The sequence below is a fragment of the Burkholderia sp. AU6039 genome, assembly GCF_002223365.1.
Taxonomy (GTDB): domain Bacteria; phylum Pseudomonadota; class Gammaproteobacteria; order Burkholderiales; family Burkholderiaceae; genus Burkholderia.
The window spans coordinates 623,255-648,393 of the sequence record NZ_NKFK01000007.1 but is presented as its reverse complement, the minus strand read 5'-3'; the positions used below and the strand labels follow the sequence as shown (position 1 = coordinate 648,393).

Annotated in this window: 18 protein-coding genes; 11 read left to right on the top strand and 7 right to left on the bottom strand. The window is 68.1% G+C overall.

The genetic code is table 11. The annotated features are described in order from the left end of the window. The first annotated feature begins 91 nt into the window (after window positions 1-91). From CFB39_RS34890 to CFB39_RS34880, 3 genes are all read left to right on the top strand, one after another. Window positions 92-1,651: a sugar ABC transporter ATP-binding protein gene (locus CFB39_RS34890; RefSeq protein ID WP_089476385.1), complete on the top strand. Its 1,560-nt coding sequence runs from the start codon at window positions 92-94 to the stop codon at window positions 1,649-1,651. Then, the gene (locus tag CFB39_RS34885) at window positions 1,648-2,706 is read left to right on the top strand and encodes an ABC transporter permease (RefSeq protein WP_089476384.1); all 1,059 of its coding nucleotides are present in this window, start codon (window positions 1,648-1,650) and stop codon (window positions 2,704-2,706) included. Before CFB39_RS34890 ends, CFB39_RS34885 begins: the two co-directional genes overlap by 4 nt. A gap of 166 nt (window positions 2,707-2,872) precedes the next feature. Next, window positions 2,873-3,943: a substrate-binding domain-containing protein gene (locus CFB39_RS34880; RefSeq protein WP_089476383.1), complete on the top strand. Its 1,071-nt coding sequence runs from the start codon at window positions 2,873-2,875 to the stop codon at window positions 3,941-3,943. A gap of 307 nt (window positions 3,944-4,250) precedes the next feature. Here the strand turns inward: CFB39_RS34880 and CFB39_RS34875 are convergent, their stop codons facing one another. Next, entirely contained in the window at window positions 4,251-5,231 is a 981-nt protein-coding gene (locus tag CFB39_RS34875) for a helix-turn-helix domain-containing GNAT family N-acetyltransferase (RefSeq protein ID WP_089476382.1), read from the bottom strand. A 266-nt stretch (window positions 5,232-5,497) separates the two neighbouring features. Between CFB39_RS34875 and CFB39_RS34870 the strand changes: the two genes are divergently transcribed. Further along, on the top strand, window positions 5,498-5,872 hold the full coding sequence (locus CFB39_RS34870) for a sugar ABC transporter ATPase (protein WP_089476381.1): 375 nt from the start codon (window positions 5,498-5,500) through the stop codon (window positions 5,870-5,872). Between the two features lie 44 nt (window positions 5,873-5,916). Here the strand turns inward: CFB39_RS34870 and CFB39_RS34865 are convergent, their stop codons facing one another. Beyond that, window positions 5,917-8,352: a PEP-utilizing enzyme gene (locus CFB39_RS34865; protein ID WP_089476380.1), complete on the bottom strand. Its 2,436-nt coding sequence runs from the start codon at window positions 8,350-8,352 to the stop codon at window positions 5,917-5,919. A gap of 358 nt (window positions 8,353-8,710) precedes the next feature. Here CFB39_RS34865 and CFB39_RS34860 point away from each other — a divergent pair, with 358 nt between their 5' ends. Beyond that, window positions 8,711-9,109 (top strand): surface-adhesin E family protein, encoded by a 399-nt coding sequence (locus tag CFB39_RS34860; protein WP_089476379.1) that lies wholly within the window; start codon window positions 8,711-8,713, stop codon window positions 9,107-9,109. 162 nt (window positions 9,110-9,271) lie between these two features. Here CFB39_RS34860 and CFB39_RS34855 read toward each other — a convergent pair whose 3' ends face one another. From CFB39_RS34855 to CFB39_RS34825, 5 genes are all read right to left on the bottom strand, one after another. Further along, the gene (locus CFB39_RS34855; protein WP_089429931.1) at window positions 9,272-10,447 is read right to left on the bottom strand and encodes an ABC transporter ATP-binding protein; all 1,176 of its coding nucleotides are present in this window, start codon (window positions 10,445-10,447) and stop codon (window positions 9,272-9,274) included. Next, the gene (locus tag CFB39_RS34850; protein ID WP_089476378.1) at window positions 10,444-11,097 is read right to left on the bottom strand and encodes an ABC transporter permease; all 654 of its coding nucleotides are present in this window, start codon (window positions 11,095-11,097) and stop codon (window positions 10,444-10,446) included. Before CFB39_RS34850 ends, CFB39_RS34855 begins: the two co-directional genes overlap by 4 nt. Before the next feature lie 10 nt (window positions 11,098-11,107). Beyond that, complete coding sequence (locus tag CFB39_RS34845) at window positions 11,108-12,019, bottom strand: glycine betaine ABC transporter substrate-binding protein (RefSeq protein ID WP_089476377.1); 912 nt, start codon at window positions 12,017-12,019, stop codon at window positions 11,108-11,110. After that, a complete protein-coding gene (locus CFB39_RS34840) occupies window positions 12,016-12,732 on the bottom strand; it encodes an ABC transporter permease (protein ID WP_089476376.1) in 717 nt (238 codons plus the stop codon). The genes CFB39_RS34845 and CFB39_RS34840 overlap by 4 nt, the downstream gene beginning before the upstream one ends. A gap of 624 nt (window positions 12,733-13,356) precedes the next feature. Further along, window positions 13,357-14,451 carry an AraC family transcriptional regulator gene (locus CFB39_RS34825; RefSeq protein WP_089476375.1) on the bottom strand — a complete coding sequence of 365 codons (1,095 nt, stop codon included), beginning with the start codon at window positions 14,449-14,451 and terminating at the stop codon, window positions 13,357-13,359. Between the two features lie 251 nt (window positions 14,452-14,702). On the opposite strand from CFB39_RS34825, the gene CFB39_RS34820 reads away from it, so the two are divergent. From CFB39_RS34820 to CFB39_RS34795, 6 genes are all read left to right on the top strand, one after another. After that, the gene (locus CFB39_RS34820; protein WP_089476374.1) at window positions 14,703-16,094 is read left to right on the top strand and encodes an APC family permease; all 1,392 of its coding nucleotides are present in this window, start codon (window positions 14,703-14,705) and stop codon (window positions 16,092-16,094) included. A gap of 58 nt (window positions 16,095-16,152) precedes the next feature. Beyond that, on the top strand, window positions 16,153-17,550 hold the full coding sequence (locus CFB39_RS34815) for an aspartate aminotransferase family protein (protein ID WP_089476373.1): 1,398 nt from the start codon (window positions 16,153-16,155) through the stop codon (window positions 17,548-17,550). A 30-nt stretch (window positions 17,551-17,580) separates the two neighbouring features. Then, window positions 17,581-19,005, top strand: coding sequence for an aldehyde dehydrogenase family protein (locus CFB39_RS34810; protein ID WP_089476372.1), 1,425 nt, complete (start codon window positions 17,581-17,583; stop codon window positions 19,003-19,005). A 163-nt stretch (window positions 19,006-19,168) separates the two neighbouring features. Further along, a complete protein-coding gene (locus tag CFB39_RS34805) occupies window positions 19,169-20,674 on the top strand; it encodes a M81 family metallopeptidase (RefSeq protein WP_089476371.1) in 1,506 nt (501 codons plus the stop codon). Between the two features lie 128 nt (window positions 20,675-20,802). Beyond that, window positions 20,803-21,990, top strand: coding sequence for a beta-propeller fold lactonase family protein (locus tag CFB39_RS34800; protein WP_089476542.1), 1,188 nt, complete (start codon window positions 20,803-20,805; stop codon window positions 21,988-21,990). 449 nt (window positions 21,991-22,439) lie between these two features. Continuing rightward, the gene (locus CFB39_RS34795; protein ID WP_089476370.1) at window positions 22,440-25,124 is read left to right on the top strand and encodes a glycoside hydrolase domain-containing protein; all 2,685 of its coding nucleotides are present in this window, start codon (window positions 22,440-22,442) and stop codon (window positions 25,122-25,124) included. Window positions 25,125-25,139: the final 15 nt, after the last annotated feature.

Sequence of the window (25,139 nt, the reverse complement as noted above, 5' to 3'; positions counted from 1 at the left end):
AATACCGGACGACCCTCAGCGGAGTTGCGTGACATGACCCACGACGACCTGTTTCTCCTGCAAGCGCATCGCGCCGTCCGGAATCTTCGGTATGAATAGCGCGACGAACGAGACGATGGACGTGACGCGCGACGATCGGCCCCATCGGTCGACGTTACCACCTGTCCTGAGCGCCACGGGCATCGCGAAGCGCTTCGACGCGACCGTCGCGCTGTCGGCGCTCGACCTGTCGATCGGCGCCGGCGAAGTCGTCGCGTTGATGGGCGCGAACGGCGCGGGCAAGTCGACCTTCGTCAAGATCCTGAGCGGCGCGCTGCAAGCGGACGGCGGCACGCTGACGCTACGCGGCGAACCCTATCGGCCGGCGTCGCCGCACGCGGCCAAGCGGCTCGGCGTCGCGACCGTGCACCAGTCCGTGGCCGACGCCGTCGTGCCGACGCTGTCGATCGCCGACAACCTGCTGCTCGACCGGCTGTGCGATCCGGCCTCGCCGTGGCGCGTGCCGCCGGCCGCGCGGCGCGCGGCGGCGCGATCGCTCGCCGCACGGGTCGGGCTCGACGTCGACCTGGCCGCACCGCTCGCCTCGCTGTCGCTGGCCGACCAGCAGCGCGTGACCCTGGCGCGTGCGCTGGCCGGGCAGCCATCGTTGCTGATTCTCGACGAGCCGACCGCCAGCCTGTCGGCGGCGGAGGCCGAGCGGCTGTTCGTGCTGGTGGACGCGTTGCGCCGCGACGGCGTTGCCATCCTGCTGGTGTCGCATCGGCTCGGCGATTTGCGCCGCATCGCCGATCGCGCGGCGATCGTCCGCGACGGGCGGATCGTCGCCGATCTGGCCGCGCCGATCGATTTCGACGCGGCGGTGGAAACGATGATCGGCCGGCCGTTGCCGCGTACGCGTGCATCGGTGCCGGAGCGTGCCGGGCTGGCCGGAGCCGGGGCAGGCCAAGGTTTCAGCGTGCGGCAGATGCGGCTGACGCCGACCAGTACACCGTTCGACCTCGATGTCCGGCGTGGCGAGATCGTCGCGATCGCGGGCCCTGTCGGCGGCGGCAAGTCGCGCTTCGCGCGGACGATCTTCGGCGCGGTGCGGGCGGCGGCCGGCGAGATGACGCTCGACGGCCGGACATGGCGGCCACGTTCGCCGGCTGACGCGATTCGCGCCGGCGTATTCCTGGCCGGCGAGGACCGCTGGCGCACGTCGCTGTTTCCCGACAGCGTTCCGTTCGCGTCGATCGCGGGCACGATCGGCTTTCCGTTCCTGTCGCGCTGGTTCGCGAGCGGCGCGGTGCGCCGAACGCGCGAACGCGCGGCGGCCGCGACGGCGATCGCGCGGTTCGGCATTCGCTGCGACGGGCCCGACGATCGCGTCGCGCACCTGTCCGGCGGCAACCAGCAGAAGGTCGTGCTCGCGCGCTGGCATGCCGAGCCGGCGCGGCTGTTGCTGCTCGACGAGCCGTTCCAGGGCATCGATGCGGGCGCGCGCGCCGATATCGTCGATACGCTGCGGCGTCATGCGCATGAGCGCACGACGATCGTGTTCGTCAGCGATCTCGAGGAAGCGGCCGAGATCGCCGATCGTATCGTGCGATTCGACCGCGCGACGCTTGATTGCGTGCCTCCCACTTCTTCCATCGTGCGTGCCTGCTCATGAAACCCGTGACTTCTTCCGCTGTCCGCCATGCCGCATCCGCCGAACGGTCGTCGCGCCCCGGGCCGGCGCGCATCCGCGATGTGCTTGAACGGACGGGCATCCTGCTCGTGCTGGGCGTCCTCGTGGTCGTGTTCGCGCTCAGGGAGCCGGCGTTCCTGAACGTCGACAATCTGTTCAGCATCCTGCAGGCGGTGTCGATCGTCGCGTTGCTCGGCATCGGCGTGACGGTCACGCTCGCGGCCGGCGGCTTCGACCTGTCGGTCGGCAGCGTGGCCGCGACCGCGCAAATGGCCGCGAGCTACGTGCTGGTCGTCTGGCACGGCAGCGCATGGGCGGCCGTGCTCGCCTGCGTCGTGCTTGGCGTGGCCGCCGGCTTGTTCAACGGCTTGCTGATTACGCGGCTGCGCGTGCCCGACCAGCTCGCGACGCTCGGCACGCTGTTCCTGCTGGCCGGCCTGCAGTTGATCCCGACCGGCGGCCGTTCGCTCGCGACCGGCTCCGTGCTGCCCGACGGCACGGATGCGACGGGGGTATTCCCCGATGCGTTTCTCGCGCTCGGCCGGTTGCGCGTGTTCGACGTCGTACCGTTGCCGGTGCTGCTGCTCGCGGCTGTGACGGTGCTGGCCTGCGTGACGATGGAGGCGACCCGCTGGGGCCGCGTGATCTACGCGATCGGCGGCAACGAAGCGGCCGCGCGGCTGGCCGGCGCGCCGGCCGCGCGCTACCGCGTCGCCGCGTATGTCGTGTCGGGTGCGATCGCGTCGCTGGGCGGCGTGCTGATCGCCGCGCGGGTTGGCCGCGGCGACGTGAGCGCGGGCCACTCGCTGCTGCTCGATGCGGTGGCGGCCGCGCTGATCGGTTACGCGGTGTGGGGCGCGAAGCGGCCCAACGTATTCGGCACGGTCGTCGGGGCGGTGTTCGTCGGCGTGCTGCTCAACGGGCTCACGATGCTGAACGCACCCTACTACATGCAGGATTTCATCAAGGGCGTACTGCTCGTGCTGGCCCTTGCATTTACGTTCGGCATCGGTCGCCGTACGGATGCCCGGGCGTGATGCGTGAGCTCGCCGAGACCAGGCTCGGGCACTCACGGTTCGGAGAATTTTCACGCAGGACGGTTTGTTATCCAAAGTAATATCGATTGCCGAATCGGTCGGTTTGAATTCACTCGGTGCGCTGATAGATTGAGCCGATATCGTCCTATATGGAGACAGACACGCCATGCGCTCGTTGCTTCGCCGAAAGTCGCGTATCGAACTGAAACTCGGTGCACTCGTGCTGGGCACCGCGCTCGTGTTCGGTGTGCCCACGGCCCACGCCGGTCCGCTCAAGGGGGCGCCTGCGCCGTTCGACAAGGGCGGCGTGAAGATCGCGCTCGTCAACTACCTGTCGACCGGCGATTTCTTCCAGGCCTACGAAGCCGGCGCGCAGAAGCAGGCGCGGGCGCTCGGCGTCGATCTGCGCATCTACGAAGGCCGGCAGGACGCGGCCGAGCAGCGTGAGCAGATTCAGCAGGCGATCAGCATCGGCGTGTCTGCGATCATCGTCAATCACGGTTTGCCGGAATCGCTGAAGGACGTCGTTCAGCGCGCGCTGGACAAAGGCATCAAGGTCGTCGCGTTCGACGTCGATCTCGCCAATCCGAAGGTGCCGCAGATCGAGCAGAACGATCGCGACCTGGCGAACCTGCTGCTGAATCAGGCGGTGAAGGACAACGGCGACGCGTTCGCGGCAGGGTACGTGTACGTGGCCGGATTCGCGCCGCTCGACCGGCGCGATGCCGCGTGGCGCGATTTCAAGCGTGCGCACCCGAAGGTGCAGGAAAAGGCGCGCTGGGGCACCGTCGACAATCCGATCGCGCAATCGGTTGCGAACCAGGCGGCGGCCGTGTATCGCGCGAATCCCGACATTCGCGTCGTGTTCGCGCCGTACGACGAGTTCGCGCGCGGCGCAAAGCTCGCGGCGGACGAGGCCCGGCTCTCGTCGAAACTCCGCATCTACAGCGCGGACGTGTCGACGGCCGACATCGAGGCCATCCGCGCGCCGAACAGCGCGTGGGTCGCGACGGCCGCGACCAATCCGGCGGTTGTCGGCGCGGTGTCGGTGCGGGCCGCCGCGCTGCTGGTCGCAGGGCAGGACCCGGGCGCGCGCATCGCAGTGAAGCCGACGCTGATCACGCGTGACGATCTCGTGAAGAACGACATTCATACCGTGGCCGAACTCGCCGCGAAGTTTCCGGCGTTCCGCGCGAGCGACGCGGCGACTGCCGCATGGATTCCGGCAGTCGACTGAGCGCCTCGGCACGTAGCGCGCGACGATCACATTCTCGAGACGCGGACGCTGAAGGTGACCGCGCACGCGCCCGGTCGCAGCGGCGTGCGCGAGATCCGGATACGCGTGCGGTATTCGCCGTCGTGACCGTGGTACTCGTCTGGGGCATCGTGCGCGTGCGGCGCATCAGGTGATGCGCCGGCCACGTGTCGCGTGGCCGCTCAAGTGCGGTTATCCTGCGCGTTCGTCTATTTCATCGAGAAATCAAGAACGTCTTCGATTCGCTCTTCGGGATGGGGTAGCGCGACGGAGCCGTCCCGTCGCCCACTCAATCGCCCGACGGCCCCGGCCGGCTGAAGCGCTGCTCGACCACCTCGGTTCCCCAATGCGTGCCCGCGGATTCGCTGGTCAACGCAAAGCCGAACGACTCGTACAGATGGCGTGCCGAGTCCAGCCCCTTGAACGTCCACAGGTAGGTTTCGCGAAACCGCTGCGCGTCGACGAAGCGCATGGCTTCCGTCATGAGCCGGCGCCCGATGCCCGACCCGCGCAGCGCATCGTTCACGATGAACCAGCGCAGGTGCGCGACGCCGGTTGCCGGGTCGCCGTCGATCGCGAGCGACGCGAGCGTCCGGCCGTCTTCCTGGCATAGCCAAAGCGCCTTGCCGTCGGCCGGCAGCGCACCGGCGAACTCGGCCAGCTCGGTCGCCACGCGCTTTTCGAAAAAGGCGCCGAAGCCCCAGTGTTCCGCATAAAAACGCGCGTGAAGGCCCGCGATATCGCCGATGCAGCCCGGTTGGTAACCTTCTCGGATCGCGGGCGCGTCGAGTGCCGCGACGGGCGCTTTCGCGGCGTTGTCCTGCGCGAGCGCATCGGCATACAGCGCGAGCGAGCGCAGCAGCGCCTGCTGGTCGGCGGGCACCATGCGGCGCAGCGCGTTCGATACCTGGTCCGTCGCGAACGTGTCGATTCTCTTCTGGAGCTTTTTCCCTTCGGCGGTCAGGTACAGCTCGATCGCGCGCGCATCGTCGCTCGACACGCGCCGCTCGACGACACCGGCCGCCTCGAGCCGCGCGAGTTGCCGGCTCGTGTTCGATTTGTCCAGCCGCAGGATGTTGCCGAGATCGCGGGCGTTGATGCCGGGCGCCATCCCGATCTCGAGGATCGCGTGGACGGCCGAAGGCGCCCAGTCGCTGTCGGCCAGCGTCGCGCGCATGAAGCCGAGCTCGCGAACCAGTTTGCGGGAGAAGTCGCGCAGCTCGAGGATCGTGGCTTCGCGAGGCTTGGCGGGCGCGTCGATGAGGTCCATGGGTGGCCTGGAAAGGTTGCGGATCGCAATCAATAATAGTTGCGGGTCGCAACTTGATCAAGGCGGATTTTCATGGGGACGGGTTATGCCGACGGAGTCTTTCCAGAGGCCGGTGTCGGCGCGAACCGTGGCGGTGACGAGTGGTACTGACGCGGATGGCGGCGTGCCGCGAACCGGACGCATACTGGGTGCATCCGGCCTGCCTGCCATGCGCGCACGGGCGTCGGCTGGCCATCGATCCGCGGCGGCGGACAACGGAGCTCACCATGAACCATCTGAAGCCGATGACGATTGCGTTGCTTGCCGGATGCGGCATCAGCGCCGGCGCGGTCCACGCGGCCGGCAGCATGGATGCGCTGCCGTGCAGCGCGGCGCATGCGGCGGATCCGGGCGGGATCGCCGCGATGCCGGGCACGTCGGTACGCAGCTTCTCGACCGCCGGCTGCTCGGGCGCCGTACTGCAGGGCGAACGGGCCACCGCGACGGTCAATGGCGACCGGGTCGAGCTGCGGGACGGCATCGTCTATGTGAACGGCCGTTCGTACGGCGCCGTCACGCCCGCGCAGACGGTCGAATACGAAGCCGCGCACGACCGCCGCACGCTGAAGGTCGACGGAGTCGTCCGCACGCCTGTGCGCTGACCCGCAAGCAGTTCAGGCGCAGGCGGACGACAACCGCATCTCGTTCATTCGACCAGCGTCAGCCGGCCGTCGCTGAGCCGCACCTCGCGCCCGATCCACGCCGCATCGACGCGCGGCAGCACGGCCGACGGCTTGCGCAGTTCGCGCAGCAGTGTCGCGCCGTGCGACAGCCGGCCGCCCATGCGCGCGATCACGGCGCGCGCGGCCTGATATTGCGCGTGCCGGCCCGGATCGAGCGTGTCTTCCAGCAGGATGTCGTGGCCGAGCACGCCTTGCGTGTGGCCCGGATAGATCATGAAGCCGGCCGCCTCGTCGGTGCCTTCGCCGCCGTCCTGCCAGAAGCTGCCGTTGCGTTCGCGGCGCTCGGGATGGGGCGCGAACCACGTGTCGCGATCGGCGGCCGGCATCGCATGATGCAGGCGGAAGAACACGCGCATCAGGTTGTCGCGATACCACTCGCGCACCTGCAGATACCAGCCGCGCATGCCGGGCGCGCCGAGCGTGTGGAGTACGCGAACCGGCAGCGGCCAGTCGGGAAACGCCTGCAACGGCAGGCGGGTGGGCGCGGGTCGCGCGGTGCCCGGATCGGTTTCCCACGGCAGGCGATGCGGGCTGTCGTCGAGCTGGCCGTATGCGGTCGGCGGACGGCCCCACAGTGCGCCGCCGCTGCTGGCCAGCGACGACGCGATGCACAGGTTGCCCTGCACGACGAATACGTAGAAGCGCGTGAACCAGTCGGCCAGTTGCTGGCCGTCGGCGTGTTGCTCGACGAGCGTCGCGAGTTCCTGGTCGAAGCGCTGCAAGCCGCGCTCGAGCGTTGGCAGATGCCCGCGCGCGACGCGCAGCATGCGCCAGAACACCGGCAACGAACGCAGCAGCCGCAGCGGGCGCCAGCGCAGCGGCGGGGTCGCGCCGCCGATCTCGCCGCTGTAGCTGCCGGCCGACACGCCCCAGTCGGCGAGACGGGCGAGGAACAGGTCGTTGTTGATGTACGACGCGCCGCCATAGAGCGCGGTAAATGGTTCGTTGTCCTGCAGTACGCGTGCATCCCAGCGCGCCATGATCGCCGGGATGCTGCCGGCCGCGCGTCGTTGCGCGTACTCGACCAGCCGGCTCGGCTGCGGCGGCAGGATCTCGGCGATGTTCGCGGCGGTCAGGTGGCGATGCCAGCCGTAGCTGCTGATCGGACGGTATTGCAGCAGCCACAGCTGCCGGCCGTCCCACGCCCATTCGACGTCGCCCGGCACGTAGTGGAACGCGCGCAGCACGCGCTGCAGGAAAGCCCACAGCTGCGGCGCGCCCAGGCCGTGCGCGGTGGGGAACGTACCGCGCTGCCACGGCTCGCCGAGCCGCGACAGGATCGCGCGTTGCGGGCTGGCCTGTCCGTCGGCGAGCGTTTCGAGGTGGCCTTCCACCCATTCGACTTCGGCCGCCAGATGCCGCACGAACGCGATGCCCGACAGCACGGGCGTGATGAAGCGCTGCACGACCGCTTCCTCGAGGCCGCCATCGAGCAACTCGGCCACGCGCGCGGCCGCCTGCGCTGCCGGTACGCGCAGGAACGTCGTATGCAGGCCGGCGTTGGCCGCATCGGCCTGGTCTTCACCGTGGCTCGACGAGCGGATCGCCCACTCGGCATCGGGCTGGCTCGCCAGAAAGCCGGGCAGGCGCGGATCGTCGGCGCGGGTCAGCGACAGCGCGGGCGGCACGGGCAGGCCGGCCATCGTCGCCAGCGCCAGGCGCCCGCCCTTGGTATGCGCGACGAAGCCGGCATCGCCCGCTTCGAGCCAGTGCACGAATGCCGCGGGCGCGTCGATCCACGGATAGTGTCCCCAGCCGGCCTGCAGCGTGACGGTGAGGTCGGCGCGCGCGAGGATCGCCGACCATGCGGCGGCCTGGCGCACGCCGAGCACGTTGTCCTGGTCGCCCCACACGAGTTCGATGCGATCGGCGACCCACTCGAGCAGCGGCAGCGCGGTATCGGCACGCACGAGATCCCAGTGCGGCAGGAACGCACGGCAGCGCGCATAGCCGGCGCCCATGCGGCGGTACTGCGCGCGCGTCCAGGTCAGGTTCGAGAACTTGCGGGCGAACAGCGTCGGGTAGTGCGCGAGCAGCCAGTGGATGGTCTTGCGCAGCGGCTTCGGCGCCATCAGTTTCGGCAGGCGCCGTTCCCACAGGAACGCGCCGACGGGCGCGAGCAGCACGCTGCGGCTGAAGTGGCCGGGGCATCGCTGCAAGGCGTGCAGCACCAGTAGCGCGTTCACGCCGACCGCCATGATCGCGTGGCCCGGCTCGGTCATGTCGAGCAGCGCTTGTGCATAGGCGGCGAGATCCTCGCAGGGCGGCGCGGGGTTGTCGCCGAACCCCGGCAGTTCCAGCGGCACAGGCTGGTAATGCCGGAAGTGGGGCAGCGCATCGTCCCACCAGTCGGCCGCGCTGCCGTTGCCGGCGAGGAGGTACAGGATCGGTTTGCTCATGGAGGCTTCGTCGGCGGGCGATCGTCGCAAGGGCGCGCGGTCGGGGCGGCGCCGTTTGCGGATGCCACGGGTCGTGTCCGTGTTGTCTTGTTCGCGTTGCGCCGGTGCGAGTGGAATGGAAGGGCGGCCCGCTCGGCTTGATGTTCGATTGTTGCGGGCATTCTACGCGAGTCGAATTCATGCAATTCGCGATGCATTCGGCGCTCGGATTTTTCTATACGCGCTCGATAGGCGTGACCGGATGTCGATTGGAAGAAATGATTTGAAGTCGGTGAATGATCCGGTTTGAATCGCGCACGTCACGCAACCGGAGAAAGTAGAATCAGGCCGCCGGATTTCACCGAACCGGATTCGAGGAATGAAAATGAAAAGACGCTGGATTGCGGGTGCATTCCTTGCGCTCGTCGCAAGCGGGGCATGGGCCGAGAGCTGGATCACGCTTGGCCCGGGCCCGGCCATCGCGCTCTATGTGGATCCCGCTTCCGTCGAGCGTTATCCGCTCAATTCGTGGGTGACGGTCAAGATCGTTTATGCCGAGCCGCGCCGTTACTCGGCGCCGTTTCCGGTGAAGCGCCTCGTTTCCGATTGGTCGTTCGACTGCGGGAACAAGACCTGGGCGATGGGCAAGACCAGCATGGTCGGAGTGCAGCCGGGCGAGGTCTACATATCTCGCGAAAATTCGGATGATTACCGGTATGTCGAGCGCGACTCCATTCAGACGCTGGTCATGGATTACGTCTGCGGCAAACACGGATGATGGAAATGGCGTCCGCTCGCCGGTTCCGGTTCGACGGCTTTCAGTTGAAGGCGGGTCAGGCGGCGTTTGATCGCCGGGCCTGGCCGCACGTTTTTTTTCATCGCGCACGGTATCGGTTCGCTTGCCCGTGCCGGTGCGACGCCGCACCGGCACGGAGACGAATCAGTGCGTGGCGCTTGCCGCGACCGCATCGGCCGGGCTGCCGGGCGGCTGGCCCGTCTGCCGGCGCGAGCGGCCCGAGCTGAGGTACGCGGCGATCGAGTCCTGCGTGATCTCGCCGAGCCATGCGCCGTCGGGGTCGAGCACCGGCATCCACGACGCGCTGTACTGGTACATCTTCGACAGCACGATGCGCAGGTTGTCGTCCGCCGCGACACCGGCCGGGAAGGGCGTCACGCGCTCGCCGCACACGCCGCCGCCGGTGCGCGCCGCGCGGCGCGTCACGTAGCCGAGCGCGCGGCCCGCGTCGTCGAGCACGGTCAGGTAGCGGCAGTCGGTTTCGTCCATCACGGCGAGCGCGTGCGCGAGCGGCGTATCGACCCGTGCCGTTTCGGGCTGCGTGGCGGCGTCGCCGGCCTTCACGAGCAGCAGGCGCTTGAGCGTGCTGTCCTGGCCCACGAACTGCGCGACGAATTCGTCGCGCGGGCGGGCGAGCAGCGTGTCGGGGTGATCGTATTGCACGAGCTGGCCGCGCCGGAACACGGCGATGCGATCGCCCAGCTTGATCGCTTCGTCGATATCGTGGCTCACCATGATCACGGTCTTGTTCAGTTGCCGCTGCATCTGGAAAAACTCGTTCTGGATCGATTCGCGATTGATCGGATCGACCGCGCCGAACGGCTCGTCCATCAACAGCACGGGCGGATCGGCGGCCAGCGCGCGAATCACGCCGATCCGCTGCTGCTGCCCGCCCGACAGCTCGCGCGGATAGCGTTTCAGGTACAGCTTCGGATCGAGCGCGACCATCGCCATCAGGTCGCGCGCGCGCTCGGCGCAGCGCTTCTTGTCCCAGCCCAGCAGGCGCGGCACGACGGTGATGTTTTCCTCGATCGTCATGTTCGGGAACAACCCGATCTGCTGGATCACGTAGCCGATGTGGCGCCGCAGGTCGACCTCGTTCAGCTGCGCCGTATCCTCGCCGTTGATCAGCACACGGCCGGACGTGGGGGCGATCAGCCGGTTGATCATCTTCAGCGTGGTGGTCTTGCCGCAACCCGACGGGCCGAGGAACACGCAGATTTCCCCCTCGGCCACCGAGAGGCTCACGGCGTCGACGGCGCGCACGGCCTGGCCGTCCTTGCGCGTGAAGGTCTTGGTCAGTTTGTCGAGTTCGATCATGTCTTCTGGACTCCCTTCGGTGTCAATGCTCGCTGCAGCATCTGCAGGAGCCGGTCGGCGACGATCGCGAGCAGGCTCACGAGCACCGCGCCCACCAGCAGTTTCATCATGCTGCTCTGGCCGATGGCGCGCAGGATCAGCGTGCCGAGCCCGCCCGCGCCGACCACGGCGGCGATCGTCATCACGCCGATGTTCATCACGACCGCGGTGCGCACGCCCGCGAGAATCACCGGCACCGCGAGCGGCAGGTCGACGAGCCGCAGGCGCTGCCACGACGTCATGCCGATGCCGGTGCCGGCTTCCTTGATGCCCGCATCGACGTTGTGCAGCGCGAGGTACGTGTTGCGCATGATCGGCAGCAGCGAGTACAGGAACACGGCGGTGATCGCGGGGGCGGCGCCGATCCCCTGGCCGAAGCGCGAGAAGAGCGGGATCATCAGGCCGAACAGCGCGATGGACGGCAGCGTGAGCACGATGGTCGCGACGCCGAGCAGCGGCCCGGCAAGCCAGTCGTGGCGATTGATGAGGATGCCGAGCGGCACGCCGGCCACGATCGCGCAGCCTACGGCGATGCCGACCAGCCAGATGTGCTGCAACGTGAGTTGCAGCAGCTCGGGCCAGCTCGATGCGAGATAGTCGAATACGCTCATGGGTTTTCCTTCAAGGCAGCTTGTGCGTGCGCAGGAATGCGTCGGCGACGTCGCGCGGCGACTTGCCGTCGAGGTCGACCTCCTTGGCCATCGCCTGCATCACGTCGTTGTCGAGCGCGGCCGACAGCGCGTTGAGCTGCGTCGCAAGTTTCGGATTGCGATCGAGCGTGCCCTTGCGCACCACGGGCGTCGCGTTGTACGGCGGGAAGAAGTGCTTGTCGTCCTCGAGCGGCACGATGCCGAAGCCCTTCACGCGCCCGTCGGTCGTGTAGACGAGGCCGATCTTCAGCTGGTTGTTGTGCAGCGCCGTGTAGACGAGCCCCGGGTCCATCTGCTTGAGCTGCGCGCGGCTGAACTGCATGCCGTAGGCGGCGAGCAGCGGCTTCAGCCCGTCGGGGCGATTCGCGAATTCGGCGTCCATCCCGAACACGTAGTGCTTCGCGGCCGGGTCGGTCTTCAGGTGCTCGGCGAGCTGCGAGACGGTCCGGATGCCGGTGGCCCGCGCGAGCGGGCTGGGCAGGCCGATCGCGTAGGTGTCGTTGAGCGGCGACGCGTCGAGCCAGACGAGCCCGCGCGGCACGTCGAGCGCCTTGACGCGCCGGTACATTTCCTCGGGCGACAGCTTGTCGTTGATCTTGTTGTAGACGAGCGCGGCGGTGCCCGTGTAATCCCACATGAGATCGAACTGGCCGTTCTCCAGCGCGCTGCGCACGAGCGTGCTGCCGAGGCCCGAACGGACTTCCACGTCGTAGCCGCGCGCGCGCAGGTACTGCGCGGTGAGTTCCGCCAGCACGTATTGCTCGGTGAAGTTCTTCGCGCCCAGCACGAGCTTCGCCGCGCAGGCCGGTGCGCTCGCCGCCACGCACAACGCGGCGACGGCGCACAGGCGCGCGAGCGATCGAATGGTGCGGTGGAGCGTCATGCGGCACCTCCGTGGCGGGCGAGCCAATGGCGGCTGCCGGCCGCGACGAGGCCGTCCAGCACGAGCGCGAGGATCGCGGTGAGCGACGCGCCGAGCAGCAGCAGCGGCTGGTTGTCGAGATAGATGCCGGGGAAAATCAGCGAGCCGAGACTGTCCGCGCCGATCAGGTAGGCGAGCGGGGCCGTGCCGACGTTGATCGCGAGCGCGGTGCGCACGCCGCCGACGATGATCGGCAGCGCATTGGGCAACTCCACGCGCACGAGCGATTGCCAGCCCGTCATGCCGATGCCCTTGGCGGCTTCGCGCAGCGCGGCCGGCACGTTCTTCATGCCTTCGTAGGCATTGCGCGTGATGGGCAGCAGCGACGCGAGGAACAGCGCGACGATCGCGGGCACGCTGCCGATGCCGAAGATGCCGAGCGCGATGGCGAGCACGGCGAGCGACGGGATCGTGTTGCCGATGTTGAAGACCTGCATGAAGTGCTCGGCCTGATGCTGGAAGCGCGGCCGGCTCAGCAGCACGCCGGCCGGCACGCCCACGGCGATCGCGAGCGCCATCGAATAGACGACCAGCAGCATGTGCTGGCCCGCGTAGTACGCGAGATCGTCCGCGCGCTGGCTGAATGTGTCGGCGCCGATGCCGCGGGCGAGCGCCCAGGCGATGGCGACGATGGCGATCAGGCTGCCCACCAGCTGGACAGTGCGTCGAGTCATGAAGATACACCCCCTCAATCTCGGTGCGGCACACGCACGAGCGCGCGCCGCGTGGACGCCGGATGGCGCCGCGATGGAAGTTCGTGATCCCGGCATGGCCGCGATTTGAACTGACGGAAACAGTCATGCCGGCCGCAACGAGGTGCGACTGGCGGTCGAGTGAACGCAATGCTGCGTTCGTCTGATTGTCATGTTCAGCCCGGCGGCGCCGTCATGGTGAGGCGCGTTCGAGCAGGGCACCGTCTCGTGAAGACGGCATGGATGCGGCGGGCATGAAACCTGCCGCTGGAGCCGGAGGCCCCCTTGACGTGGCGAAACGGATGCATGCGCAACGAATTGCGAAATGACATCACGTTGCACACGAGATCATGCATTTTGTGATGAAGTTGGGCTGAGTATAGAGTAATCGAATGATCGCGTCTACCTTGGGGGGCGATCGGGATTGCGTGCCGACGATCGTGCGGTGGCGATGAAACGGGGAAGGATCAGGTGTTTGAAAAATGATTCGAATTCCGAATCGATTGACGAGGCCGTCGACTTGAAGCGGGTTTCGCGAGCGCCCCAGCGTCGTGCCCGACCGTCACGCACCACCGCGTATTCGCACGCAGTCCTGGCGCGCCCGGCCTATTCGCTGCCGTCCTGATCGGCGCGCGGTGCCCTGCCGGTCCAGCGTCGATACGCATGACGGAAACTGCGCGGCTCGCTGTAGCCGAGACGTTCGGCGATGGCCGCGACCGTCAGCTCGGGATCGTCGAGCATCCGCACTGCTTCGTCGCGGCGCACGTCGTCGAGGAGCGACTGAAACGTGAGACCGTCCTTGTCGAGCCGCCGGCGCAGCGTGCGCTCCGTCAGGTGCAGGGCATCCGCGAGCGACATCATCGACTTGAAGCGCGCGAGGTCGCGCGCCATCAGCTCCCTCGCGCGATCGGCGAAGCGCGTGCCGACCGACGCGGCCCACTGCCGTTCGAGCGCCTCGCACTGGCCATGCAGCGCATTGAAGCTGACTTCGTTCGCGAGCAGCGGCGTCTCGGTGCCGTTCACCGACGTGAACACGAGACGGTTGTCGCCCGCATTGAACACGACCTTGCAGCCGAAGTGGCGCGTGTAGTCGGCCGCGTTGCGCGGCGTGCGGCGCGCGAGCTGCACCTGCTCGGGCCAGACCGGCTTGCCGACGAGATCGGACACGATCAGCCGCAGGCTCGACAGGCACATGTCGACCTGGAACACCTCGAGATCGGGTTCGCCGTTGTAGCGGCTGATCGTCACGCTCATGCCGTCCGCGTGCGCATCGATACGTACATCGAAATACAACCCCATGAACAGCGGAAACTGGCCCATGCACCGAAACGCCTGCATCACCGAGCCGCTGATCAGCATCGCGTAGCCGGCGAGGCCGAGCGTCGACACATGCAGTCGCGCGCCGATCGACAGCCCGATCGACGGCACGCCGCTGCACTGCAGCAGGTTGTGGAAGCAGCGCTGCTCCTGGCCGCGATTCACGTGCAGGTTCGGCGACGCGACTTCGTCCGCGCCGAGCCCCGTGCCTTCGAGCAGCGCGGCGCCATCGATGTGCCGCACGCGGCACTCGTCCAGCGCGACCGCGATCGCGTGGACGGTGGCGGGAATGTCCTCCTGGCGCCCGGCCGGGCGTGCGAGGCCGAGCGACGAGCGCAGGCTGCGCTCGGCCCGGCTCTGGTCTGGATGGGGGCGACTGTTCATGGTGCTGAAGGGGCGACGGGGTCGCGTAGAACATAGCCGGAATGTCCGCAAAACGCCAGTGCCGCACAGCAGCATGCATGGCTCGCCGGCGCGACGCGCGGCGGTGTGTCCGGAAATATCCCCTGATTACGTCCGCTTTTCTCATTCGTGGCGGATTTTTTGGCGCACCACACTTTCTCCCAGTCGTGCGCCGCCGGTCGTGCCGGGCGAACGAGTGTTGCAGCCGTGAACGCCACCCACGTGAGGACAGCATGGACAACGACAGCCGAGGTCGATACGCATCAGCCGCCGTGACGCATGACGTCGGCGCGCACGCGATGCGAGGCGACGCGGACCCACACCGCAAGCCGCATCTGCTCGGGCTCGCGACGCTGGTGATTTTCGGCCTCGCGTACATGTTGCCGATGACGGTGTTTACGACTTACGGGATCGTCACGAGCGAGACGAACGGGCACCTGACCGCCGCGTATGCGGTCACGCTGGTGGCGATGCTGTTCACCGCGCGCAGCTACGGCCACATGGCGCGGCTGATGCCGAGCGCCGGGTCGGCCTATACGTTCGCGAGCCGCAACTTCGGTACGTCGGCCGGCTTCATGGTCGGCTGGGCGTTGCTGATGGACTACCTGTTCATCCCGATGATCAGCTACCTCGCGATCGGCATCTACATGAAACAGATTTTCCCGGGTGTGCCGGCCGGCGTATGGATCGTCGGCAGCATCGTGCTGATCACCGGGCTGAACATCGTCGGCATCCGGCTCGTCAATCGCGTGAACCTGATCCTGATCGCGAGCCAGCTCGTGTTCATCGCGATCTTCTTCATCGCTTCCGCGCGGGTCGCTTCGGGCGAGGGGCTGTCGATGGCCGTCGCGCTGCCGTCGTCGGGCGATGCGCGTGCGATCTTCGCCGGCTCGGCGATCCTGTGCCTGTCGTTCCTCGGCTTCGATGCGGTCACCACGCTGTCGGAGGAGACACGCGAGCCGAAGCGCACGGTGCCGCGCGCGATCCTGCTCTGCACGCTGGCGAGCGGCGTGCTGTTCATGCTGGTCGCGTACGTCGGGCAAGTGGTGTTTCCCGACTGGCACGCATTCAAGGATCTCGATTCGGCCAGCCTCGACCTGATGCGGCGCATCGGCGGCGGCACGCTGTCGGCGTTCTTCGTCGCGGTGTACGTGGCCGGCTGTTTCGCGAGCGCGATGGCGGGCCAGGCGAGCGTGACGCGCGTGCTGTTCGCGATGGGCCGCGACCGGGTGCTGCCCGTACGCGTCTTCGGCCACCTGCATGCACGGTTGCGCACGCCGGTGCGCGCGACGCTCGCGGTCGGCATCGTGTCGCTGTCCGCGCTGTTCATCACGCTCGATCTCGCGTCGACGATGATCAGCTTCGGTGCGCTCGTCGCGTTCGCGGTGGTGAACCTGTGCGTGATGCGCAGCTATCTGTGCCGGCCCGAGCATCGCCGCTTCGCGGGCTGGATCACGTTCGGCGTGATGCCGGCGATCGGCTTCGCGATGAACGTGTGGCTCTGGTCGGGCCTGTCGCGCCAGACGTTCTACGTCGGCATCGGCTGGCTCGTGCTCGGACTCTGCCAGCTCGTGTGGCTCACGCGCGGCTTCACGCGCCCGGCGCCGACGCTGTCGATGAATTGAATGACCGGTGGCCGACTGCCGGCCGCCGGCTCTGAAAACCCTGAAGGAGGAACGACCCATGAACGCTGTTGACGTCAATCTCGATGCGGACCTGCAGGCCATCGGCAAACGCCACCTGCTGATGCATTTCACGCACGCCGATGCGTATCGCGACCACGCGCTCACCGTGTTCGACCGCGGCGAAGGCTGCTGGCTCGTCGACCGCAACGGCAAGCGCTACTTCGACGGGCTGGCCGGGCTGTACTGCGTGCAGGTCGGCTACAGCCACGGCGCGGAAATCGGCGACGCGATCCGCGAGCAGATGGTGCGGCTGCCGTTCGCGACCAACTGGGGGGTGGGCCACGAGCCGGCGATCAAGCTCGCGCACAAGCTCGCGGCGCTCGCGCCGGAAGGGCTGAACCGCGTGTTCTTCACGTCGAGTGGCTCGGAGTCGAACGAATCGGCGATCAAGCTGGTGCGCCAGTATCACCAGTCGCGCGGCGAGCCGCAGCGGCGCAAGTTCATCGCGCGGCGCGTCGCGTATCACGGCACGTCGTTCGGCGCGCTTGCGCTGAACGGGATGACGAACTTCCGCAAGCATTTCGAGCCGCTGATGTCGGGTGTGCGGCACGTGGGCAACACGAAGCGCTACGGCCGCCCGGCGGGCGAGACGGAAGCGCAGTTCACGCGCCACCTGCTCGACGAGATCGAATCGCTGATCGTGCAGGAAGGGCCGGATACCGTCGCCGCGATCGTCGTCGAGCCGCTGCAGAACGCGGGCGGCAGCCTGACGCCGCCGGCCGGCTATGCGGCCGGGTTGCGCGACATCTGCGACCGGCACGGCGTGCTGCTCGTCGCCGACGAAGTGATCTGCGGGTTCGGCCGGCTCGGCGAATATTTCGGCTCCGCGCGCTACGGGCTGAAGCCGGACATCATCACGTTCGCGAAAGGCATCGCGTCGGGCTACGTGCCGCTCGGCGGCGTGATCGCGAGCGACGCGGTGGTCGACACGGTGCTCGACGGCCCGCAGCAGATGTTCCTGCACGGCGCGACCTACGGCGGCCACCCGGTTGCCTGCACGGCCGCGCTCGCCAACCTCGCGATCATGGAGCGAGAAGGCGTGCTGGAGAATGTCCGCAACAACGAAGCGGTGTTCCGCCAGACGCTCGACGGCCTGCTCGAACTGCCGTGCGTCGGCGACGTGCGCGGCGACGGCTATCACTATTCGCTCGAACTCGTGACCGACAAGGCCGCGCGCCGCTGGGCGGCCGGCATCAGCGCGCAGGCGTTCGTGTCGACGCTGCTCGCGCCCGCGATCTTCGACGCGGGGCTGCTGTGCCGCGCGGGCGTCGATCACGAAGGCACGCCGATCGTGCAGTTCTCGCCGCCGCTCGTGATGTCGCGCGACGAGATCGTGTGGTTCGTCGCGAAGATCCGCGACATCCTCGTCGACACCTATGCGCGGGCGACGCACTGAGCGCGGCGGCCTTCATTTCGGGAGCATTCGATGAGAACGACACAACAGTCCTATATCGACGGCCAGTGGCTCGATCCGGCCGATGCACGATTGATCGACGTGATCGATCCGAGCACGGCGCGGCCGTATGCGCAGCTCAGGATCGGCGGTGCCGCCGACGTCGACCGCGCGGTCGGCGCGGCGAGGCAGGCTTTCGACACGTATTCGCGCTGGCCGGTGGATGAGCGCGTCGCGCTGCTGCGGCGCGTGCTCGACATTTACCAGCGCCGCTACGAGGAGGTCGCGCGGACGATCAGCCAGGAGATGGGCGCGCCGATCGCATTCGCGCGCGCGATGCAGGCGGCCGTCGGCACCGCGCACCTCGAACAGACGATCCGCGCGTTGCAGTCGTTTCGCTTCAGCACGCAGACCGATTCGCTGCTGGTGTCGCACGAGCCGATCGGCGTGTGCGCGCTGATCACGCCGTGGAACTGGCCGATCAACCAGATCGTGTGCAAGGTCGCGCCGGCGCTCGCGGCCGGCTGCACGATGGTGCTCAAGCCGAGCGAGATCGCGCCGTTCAGCGCGATCCTGTTCGCGGAGATCCTGCACGAAGCCGGCGTGCCGCCCGGCGTGTTCAACCTCGTGCACGGCTACGGGCACGAAGTGGGCGACGCGCTGTCGCGCCACCCGGATGTCGACATGGTGTCGTTCACGGGCTCGACGCGCGCCGGTGTCGAGGTCGCGAAGGCCGCCGCCGATACCGTGAAGCGCGTGCACCAGGAGCTCGGCAGCAAGAGCCCGAACCTGATCCTGCCCGACGCCGATATCGAGGACGCGGTCACGCGTGGCGTGCGCAGCTGCTTCAGCAACAGCGGCCAGTCGTGCAATGCGCCGACGCGCATGCTCGTGCATGCCGATCATCTGGCGCTGGCCGAGCAGGCCGCGCGGCGCGAGGCGGAACGCACGGTCGTCGGCGATCCGCGTTCGACGGAAACCGGTATCGGGCCGGTGGTCAGCCGCACGCAGTTCGACCGTATCCAGCACTTCATCCGGCTCGGGATCGAAGAAGGCGCGACGCTCGTTGCCGGCGGGCCGGGGCGGCCGGACGGGCTCGGCGACGGGTTCTACGTGCGGCCGACGGTTTTCTCGAACGTCACGCCGGACATGACGATCGCGACCGACGAAATCTTCGGGCCGGTGCTGTCGATCATGACCTACCGGACCGAGGACGAAGCCATCGCGCTCGCGAACGATTCGGTCTACGGGCTCGCGGCCTACGTGCAGTCGAAGGATATCGAGCGTGCGCGCAGGGTGGCGGCGCGGTTGCGGGTCGGCAACGTCCACATCAACTACCCGGCATGGAATCCGGCCGCGCCGTTCGGCGGCTACAAGCGCTCGGGCAACGGCCGCGAGTATGCGGAGTTCGGCCTGGTCGAGTATCTGGAGACGAAGGGCACGACGGGGTACGCTTGAGCGACGCGCGGATGCGCTGACCGGGCGGCGGCGTCCTGATGGGCGCCGCCGCGCTTTTTCATCGAGGGATCGATGGATCGATCGGGAGGATGTTGACGATGCAGGTGATGGAGATGAACGAAGGCGCGCGCGGCGCGGCGACGCGCGCGGAGAGCCGCGCACGATGAAAATCCTGATCGCACGGATGAACCACGAGACCAACACGTTCTCGCCGGTGCCGACGCCGCTTGCCGCGTTCGGCCGCAACGGCCCCGACTGGGGCGACGACGCGTATCGCGCGAATCGCGGGATGCGCACCGCGATGGCCGCGTTCCTCGACGCGGCCGAACGTGAGGGGGCCGAGATCGTGACGCCCGTATCGGCGGCCGCGAACCCGAGCGGGCCGGTCGCGGCCGACGCGTATGCGGCGATCCGCGACGCGATCGTCGCGGCGGCGCCCGGCTGCGACGCGGTGATGCTCGACCTGCACGGCGCGATGGTCGCCGAGCAGAGCGCGGACGGCGAGGGCGACCTGCTCGAGCGCGTGCGCGCGGCGCTGCCCAACGCGCCGATCGCGGTCGCGCTCGACCTGCATGCGAACGTCACGCAGAAGATGATCGATCACGCGGATGTGATCGTCAGCTTCAAGACTTACCCGCACGTCGATATGGTCGAGACGGGCGAGCATGCGGCGCGCTTATTGCTCGACCGGCTCCACGGTCGCGCGCGGCCCGTGCTCGCGTGGCGGCAGCCGCCGCTGATGACGTCGACGCTGCGCAGCGCGAGCGCGGAAGGCGCCATGCGGCGCGCGGTGGAGGCCGCGCGCGCCGCCGAGGCCGACGGGATGCTCGCGGTATCGGTGCTGCCCGGCTTCTCGCTCGCGGACATTCCCGCGCCGTGCATCAGCGTGGTGGTGGTGGCCGATGGCGACCGGGCCGCCGCCGACGCGGTGGCCGAGCGCATCGCACGGCAGATCTGGGACGCGCGCGACGACTTCGTCTATCGCAGCGCGCCGCTCGCTGAATCGGTTGCGCAGGCCGCGACGCTCGCGCACGGCGCGGATCGCCCGGTGCTGATGCTCGATCACGGCGACAACTGCATGTCGGGCGGCCCGTGCGACACGATGGACCTGCTGGAGGCCGCGCTCGCGCACGGGCTCGACGGTATCGTCAGCGGGCCGTTGTGCGACCCGCAGGCCGTCGCGGCGCTGATCGACGCGGGTGTCGGCGCGACCGTCACGGTATCGGTGGGCAACCGCCTGCCGTCGCACGGCGGCGTGCGGCGCGCACCGTTCCGCGCGACCGGCATCGTGCGTGCGCTTACCGACGGCGAATACGTGATTACGGGGCCGACGTACACGGGCCAGCGTGCGTACATGGGCCGCACGGCCGTGCTCGACATCGGCGCGGCCACGCTGGTCATCACCGAGCGGACCCAGGAGCCGTGGGATCTCGGTGTGTTCGAGAGCGTCGGCGTCGATCCACGCCGCGCGCGCTTCCTGCTGCTGAAGTCGCGGATGTATTGCCGGCCGGTGTTCGTGCCGATCGCAGCCGCGCTGGTCGAATGCGACAGCCGCGGCGTGACGGGGTCGGACTACGGGCTGTTCCAATACGAGCGGCTGGCGCGGCCCGTGTATCCGCTCGACGAGGTGCGCGAATGGTCGTCGTCCGGCGCGCGCCGGACGGCGTGACGGAAACCGACCGGGCGCGAAACGCCGGATTTGCCGGCTTTCGGGCATCATGCGATGGCACCGACCCGTCGAGCAGCAGGGTCGATGCCATCCATTGTGTCCGCAACCGATCCGGAGAATCGACCGACATGCATTCGAATCCTTTTCGCCCGCGCAGTGCGCGCCTGCTCGCCGCGCTGACCCTCGCCACGACGGCCGTTGCCGCCCACGCCGCCGACTGGATCGTGTCCGGCAACGACGGCAAGTACCAGCGCGTCGAGGGCCGCGACACCTTTCTGGCTTCACCGCCCGCCGACACGCTGACGCTGCTCGACGCCAGCACGTTCCCGCCGAAGGTCGCGCTGCAGGTCGACGTCGAGAACGGCATCCAGGGGCCGCCGCAGGCCGTCGCGATCACGCCGGACGCGAAGCTCGCGCTCGTCGGCGCGCCGACGCGCTACGACACGGCCGCGAAGCAGCTCGTGTTCGACACGTTCCTGCAGGTCGTGAATCTCGACGCCGCGCCGCCGTCGATCACGCGCATCGAACTCGGCACGCATCCGCAAGGGATCGCGATCGACCGCTCGGGCAAGCTCGCGCTGGTCGCGAACGTCGACGGCAGCGTGTCGATCCTGCGTATCGACGGCACGAACGTGACGCTCGACGGCAACCTGAAGATCGGCAAGAAGCGGCTGGCGGGGATCAGCTTCACCCATGACGGCAAGCATGCGCTCGTGTCGCTGCGCGACGAGCAGGGCATCGCGGTGCTGAACGTCGACGACGGCAAGGTGACCGACAGCGGGTCGCGCCTGAGCACCGGCGTCGCGCCTTACACGATCGACGTGTCGAGCGACAACCGCTGGGCCGTCGTCAGCAACGTCGGGCTCGCGGGGCTGCCGGGCTATACGGGCACGCTGGCGGGCGACGCCGATACCGTCGCGCTGATCGACGTGTCGCGCGTGCCGTTCCGCACGGTCCAGTACCTGACGGTGCCGTCGTTGCCGGAAGGCGTCGCGATCTCGCCGAACGGCAAGTGGATCGCCGTGCAGGCGATGGACGGCTCGAACCTGACGGCCGACAACCCGGGCCGCCACAAGATCGGCAAGGTGCTGCTGTTCGAGATCCGCAACGGGCAGGCCGTGAAGGTGAGCGAGTTGCCCGGCGGCGAAGCCGCGCAAGGCATCGTGTTCACCGCCGACAGCCGGCACGTGATCGTGCAGTTCAACGTCGAACGGCAACTGGCGCTCTATTCGGTCGAAGGCGGCAAGCTGCACGATACGGGCAAGCGGATCGCACTGACGGGCGGGCCTTCTTCGTTGAGGACGTTGCCGCGCTGACGCGCACGGCATTCGTTCGTTCCGTTCCGCCAGTTCATGCGGCGCCCGGATTCGCCGGGCGCCCGTCAAAGCACACCTCCTGTGCGCCGCCGTTGCAACGCAACAAATGGCGGAACTTTGTACCCAAAGCCACTTAACGCCGGATTGTTTAGTTAAACAAACTGAAAATTCGGGAAACGTCTTGTAGTGAATAAACAGTCGTTGCGGCACTGTAAGCCCCTGGGAAGCCTGTGACGCTCCAGGAGGCAGGGTGGTGGTGGAGACGGTTGCGGCGGCAACGATCGTCGCCGGGTGTTCGCATCTGAAAGTCAGCGTGACGTCGTTTGGGGGGGCAGCCGACGCCACGCCGCGCGGCATCGATGTGCCGCGCAGGGGCGCAAGCCGGGCGGCGTGCCGGATGATCATCGGCGCCGGATCAATCGTTTTAATTAACGGTACTAAACGAAACAATGAAAAATCCACGACTCTTGCTCGTCGCCGCACTGGCTTGCGCGGCATTGGCCGCGTGTGGCGGCGACGACGTGAACAGTGTCCAGACGGCCAGCAACGGCGCAGGCGACACGCCGTCGACCGTCCCGCCGACGGCGGGGCCGTCGCAACCTTCCCGGCCGGATCAGCCGGCCCCGCCGAAGCGCACCGACATGGCGTTGACGCAGTTCGTCAATCCGTTGATCGGCACGCAGGTCAATGCGGATTCCGGCTACGCGGGCAACGTGAGCCCGGGCGCGATGGTGCCGTTCGGGATGGTGAATTTCGGGCCGAACACGCCGCGCTACGACTTCAACGGCTCGGGCGGCTACCTGTCGACAGGCGGGTCGGGCGGCACCATCGACTTCTTCAGCGTGACGCACCTGAGCGGTGTCGGGTGCCCGGGGCAGGGCACGGTCGCGATGCTGCCGACCGACGCGGCGACGGCCGTGGCCTCGGGCGGCCGGCCGATCGGCATCGGGTACCGCTACGCGGATGAAACGGCCGAACCCGGGTACTACAAGGTGCGTCTCGCGAACGGCATCGTGACGGAGCTGAGCGCGACCGCGCGCGCCGGCATCGCGCGCTTCACGTACACGAACAAGGACAAGGGCTTCTTCTCGATCGACGCGAGGCTGAACGGCAACAGCGATTCGGGCAGCACGAAGGTCACCGCGAACAACGTCGCGCTGGCGCTCGCGAGCGACGGCAAGTCGATGAGCGGGCAGGCCGTGGCGCCGGCGTTCTGCACGCCGTACGGCACCGTATGGAATGCGCCCGTGTATTTCTACGCGACCTTCGACAAGCCGCTGCGCAAGCAGGCGGGCACCTCGGCGGTGAATACCGCCAGCAATGGCGCGGCGACGCTGCAGTTCGACCTGACCGATGCGGATCGGACCGTCACCGTGAAAGTCGGGGTTTCGTCCGTCAGCGTCCGGAATGCGCAGGCGAACCTGAAGGCCGAGGGCGAGACGCTCGCGTTCGACGACGCACGCAAGAACGCGTCCGGCCTGTGGAACGACCGCCTCAACACGATCCAGATCGACCAGGCCGCGACGCCCGCAGCGTTGAATGCGACGCAGAAGGCGAACCTGACGAAGTTCTACACCGCGCTCTATCGCGTGTTCGGCACGCCGACGCTCTACAGCGACACGAACGGCGAATTCCGCAGCATGCGCCAGCCCAGGAACGCGGATGGCAGCTATCCGAAGTCGGTCGACCAGACCGGCACCATCCCGGCGCGTGCGACGGCGAAGGTCAGTGACTACGCATTCCGGCGCGCCGATGGATCGCAGGGCGGCGCAGGCAACCACTACACGGGGTTCTCGCTGTGGGACACGTACCGGTCGCAGGCGCAGCTGCTGGCGCTGCTCGCCCCGAAGGAGTCGAGCGACATGATGCAGTCGCTCGTCGTCGACGCATTGCAGTGCGGCGCGTTCCCGCACTGGGTCGACGGCAGCGACGACTCGACGCCGATGGCGGGCGACAACGCGCTGAACGTGATTGCCGGCGCGTACAAGTTCGGCGCGACCGATTTCGACCTGGTGTCGGCCGCCCGCCTGACGAAGCAGTCGGTGTTCGATCCGTCCAGCGCGTGCAACGATCGCACGAGCGCAGCGGGCCTGGCCAATTTCCTGACGGCCCACTACCTGTCGCAGAGCGATGACGGTCACTCGTCGTCGGCGACCATCGAGCGCGTGCTGAGCGACCGCTCCGCGGCCGCGTTCCTGCAGGCGCTGCCCGCCAGCGTGCTGAACGCGCCGTCGGTCGGCGTGACGCCGGACACCATCGGCACGCTGTACACGCGGGCCGGGTGGTGGCGCAACATCTTCGACTACACGAACAAGGTGATCGCCGCGCGCAACGCGCCGCCGGCCGGCTCGGCGCCCGGCACGCTGGGCACGCTGGTGCAGGGCGCGTTCCACGAATCGACGGAGCCGAACTACTTCTGGACCTTCGCGCAGGACTGGAGCGCGCTGATCGACGCGATCGGCGGCAAGCAGGCGGCCGTCACGCGGCTGAACAACCTGTTCGCGATCACGACGCCGTTCTCGACCGTGCCGTCCTCCGGCAGCCTGAACGGCGGCGAATCGTCGAACACCCTGTACATCGGCAACGAACCGTCGTTCCAGTCGCCGTGGGGGTACAACTGGGCCGGGCAGCCGAGCGGCGCACAGTACGTTCTCCCGATCATCATGTCGAAGGCGTTCACGACCGCCCGCGACGGGCTGCCGGGCAACGACGACATGGGCGCGACGTCGAGCTGGTACGTGTGGGCGGCGCTCGGCATGTTCCCGGTCATTCCGTCGGAGGCGGGGCTCGCGCTGTCCACGCCGCAGTTCAGCGGGATCACGGTGTGGTTCGGCAACGGCAAGACGCTGCGGCTCGAAAGCGACAAGCAGGTCACGATGGACAGCGCGGGGCGCCCGTCGTTTGCGTATGTCCAGTCGCTGAAGGTCAATGGCGCGGACTACGCGGGGTCATGGCTGCCGCTGGGCAAGATCGCCAATGGCGGCACGATGAGCTACGCGCTGTCCGCGACGCCGACGCAATGGGCGGCTGCCGACAACCTGACGCCGCCGTCCGGGCCGAACGCGGACTACACGCAGATGACGGCCGGCGGGTCGGCAGCGGCGATGCGCATGCGCGAGGCCGGCGCGCGATAAACCCAAGCGGGCACG

What these genes read in the sequence shown, in the direction of transcription:
- CFB39_RS34875 (WP_089476382.1), bottom strand. Translation starts at nt 5,231, where the DNA reads ATGGACCTCATCGACGCGCCCGCCAAGCCTCGCGAAGCCACGATCCTC.
- CFB39_RS34850 (WP_089476378.1), bottom strand. Translation starts at nt 11,097, where the DNA reads ATGAGCGTATTCGACTATCTCGCATCGAGCTGGCCCGAGCTGCTGCAA.
- CFB39_RS34825 (WP_089476375.1), bottom strand. Translation starts at nt 14,451, where the DNA reads ATGAACAGTCGCCCCCATCCAGACCAGAGCCGGGCCGAGCGCAGCCTG.
- CFB39_RS34805 (WP_089476371.1), top strand. Translation starts at nt 19,169, where the DNA reads ATGAAAATCCTGATCGCACGGATGAACCACGAGACCAACACGTTCTCG.
- CFB39_RS34890 (WP_089476385.1), top strand. Translation starts at nt 92, where the DNA reads ATGAATAGCGCGACGAACGAGACGATGGACGTGACGCGCGACGATCGG.
- CFB39_RS34815 (WP_089476373.1), top strand. Translation starts at nt 16,153, where the DNA reads ATGAACGCTGTTGACGTCAATCTCGATGCGGACCTGCAGGCCATCGGC.
- CFB39_RS34810 (WP_089476372.1), top strand. Translation starts at nt 17,581, where the DNA reads ATGAGAACGACACAACAGTCCTATATCGACGGCCAGTGGCTCGATCCG.
- CFB39_RS34795 (WP_089476370.1), top strand. Translation starts at nt 22,440, where the DNA reads ATGAAAAATCCACGACTCTTGCTCGTCGCCGCACTGGCTTGCGCGGCA.
- CFB39_RS34845 (WP_089476377.1), bottom strand. Translation starts at nt 12,019, where the DNA reads ATGACGCTCCACCGCACCATTCGATCGCTCGCGCGCCTGTGCGCCGTC.
- CFB39_RS34885 (WP_089476384.1), top strand. Translation starts at nt 1,648, where the DNA reads ATGAAACCCGTGACTTCTTCCGCTGTCCGCCATGCCGCATCCGCCGAA.
- CFB39_RS34860 (WP_089476379.1), top strand. Translation starts at nt 8,711, where the DNA reads ATGAAAATGAAAAGACGCTGGATTGCGGGTGCATTCCTTGCGCTCGTC.
- CFB39_RS34880 (WP_089476383.1), top strand. Translation starts at nt 2,873, where the DNA reads ATGCGCTCGTTGCTTCGCCGAAAGTCGCGTATCGAACTGAAACTCGGT.
- CFB39_RS34840 (WP_089476376.1), bottom strand. Translation starts at nt 12,732, where the DNA reads ATGACTCGACGCACTGTCCAGCTGGTGGGCAGCCTGATCGCCATCGTC.
- CFB39_RS34870 (WP_089476381.1), top strand. Translation starts at nt 5,498, where the DNA reads ATGAACCATCTGAAGCCGATGACGATTGCGTTGCTTGCCGGATGCGGC.
- CFB39_RS34800 (WP_089476542.1), top strand. Translation starts at nt 20,803, where the DNA reads ATGCATTCGAATCCTTTTCGCCCGCGCAGTGCGCGCCTGCTCGCCGCG.
- CFB39_RS34855 (WP_089429931.1), bottom strand. Translation starts at nt 10,447, where the DNA reads ATGATCGAACTCGACAAACTGACCAAGACCTTCACGCGCAAGGACGGC.
- CFB39_RS34865 (WP_089476380.1), bottom strand. Translation starts at nt 8,352, where the DNA reads ATGAGCAAACCGATCCTGTACCTCCTCGCCGGCAACGGCAGCGCGGCC.
- CFB39_RS34820 (WP_089476374.1), top strand. Translation starts at nt 14,703, where the DNA reads ATGGACAACGACAGCCGAGGTCGATACGCATCAGCCGCCGTGACGCAT.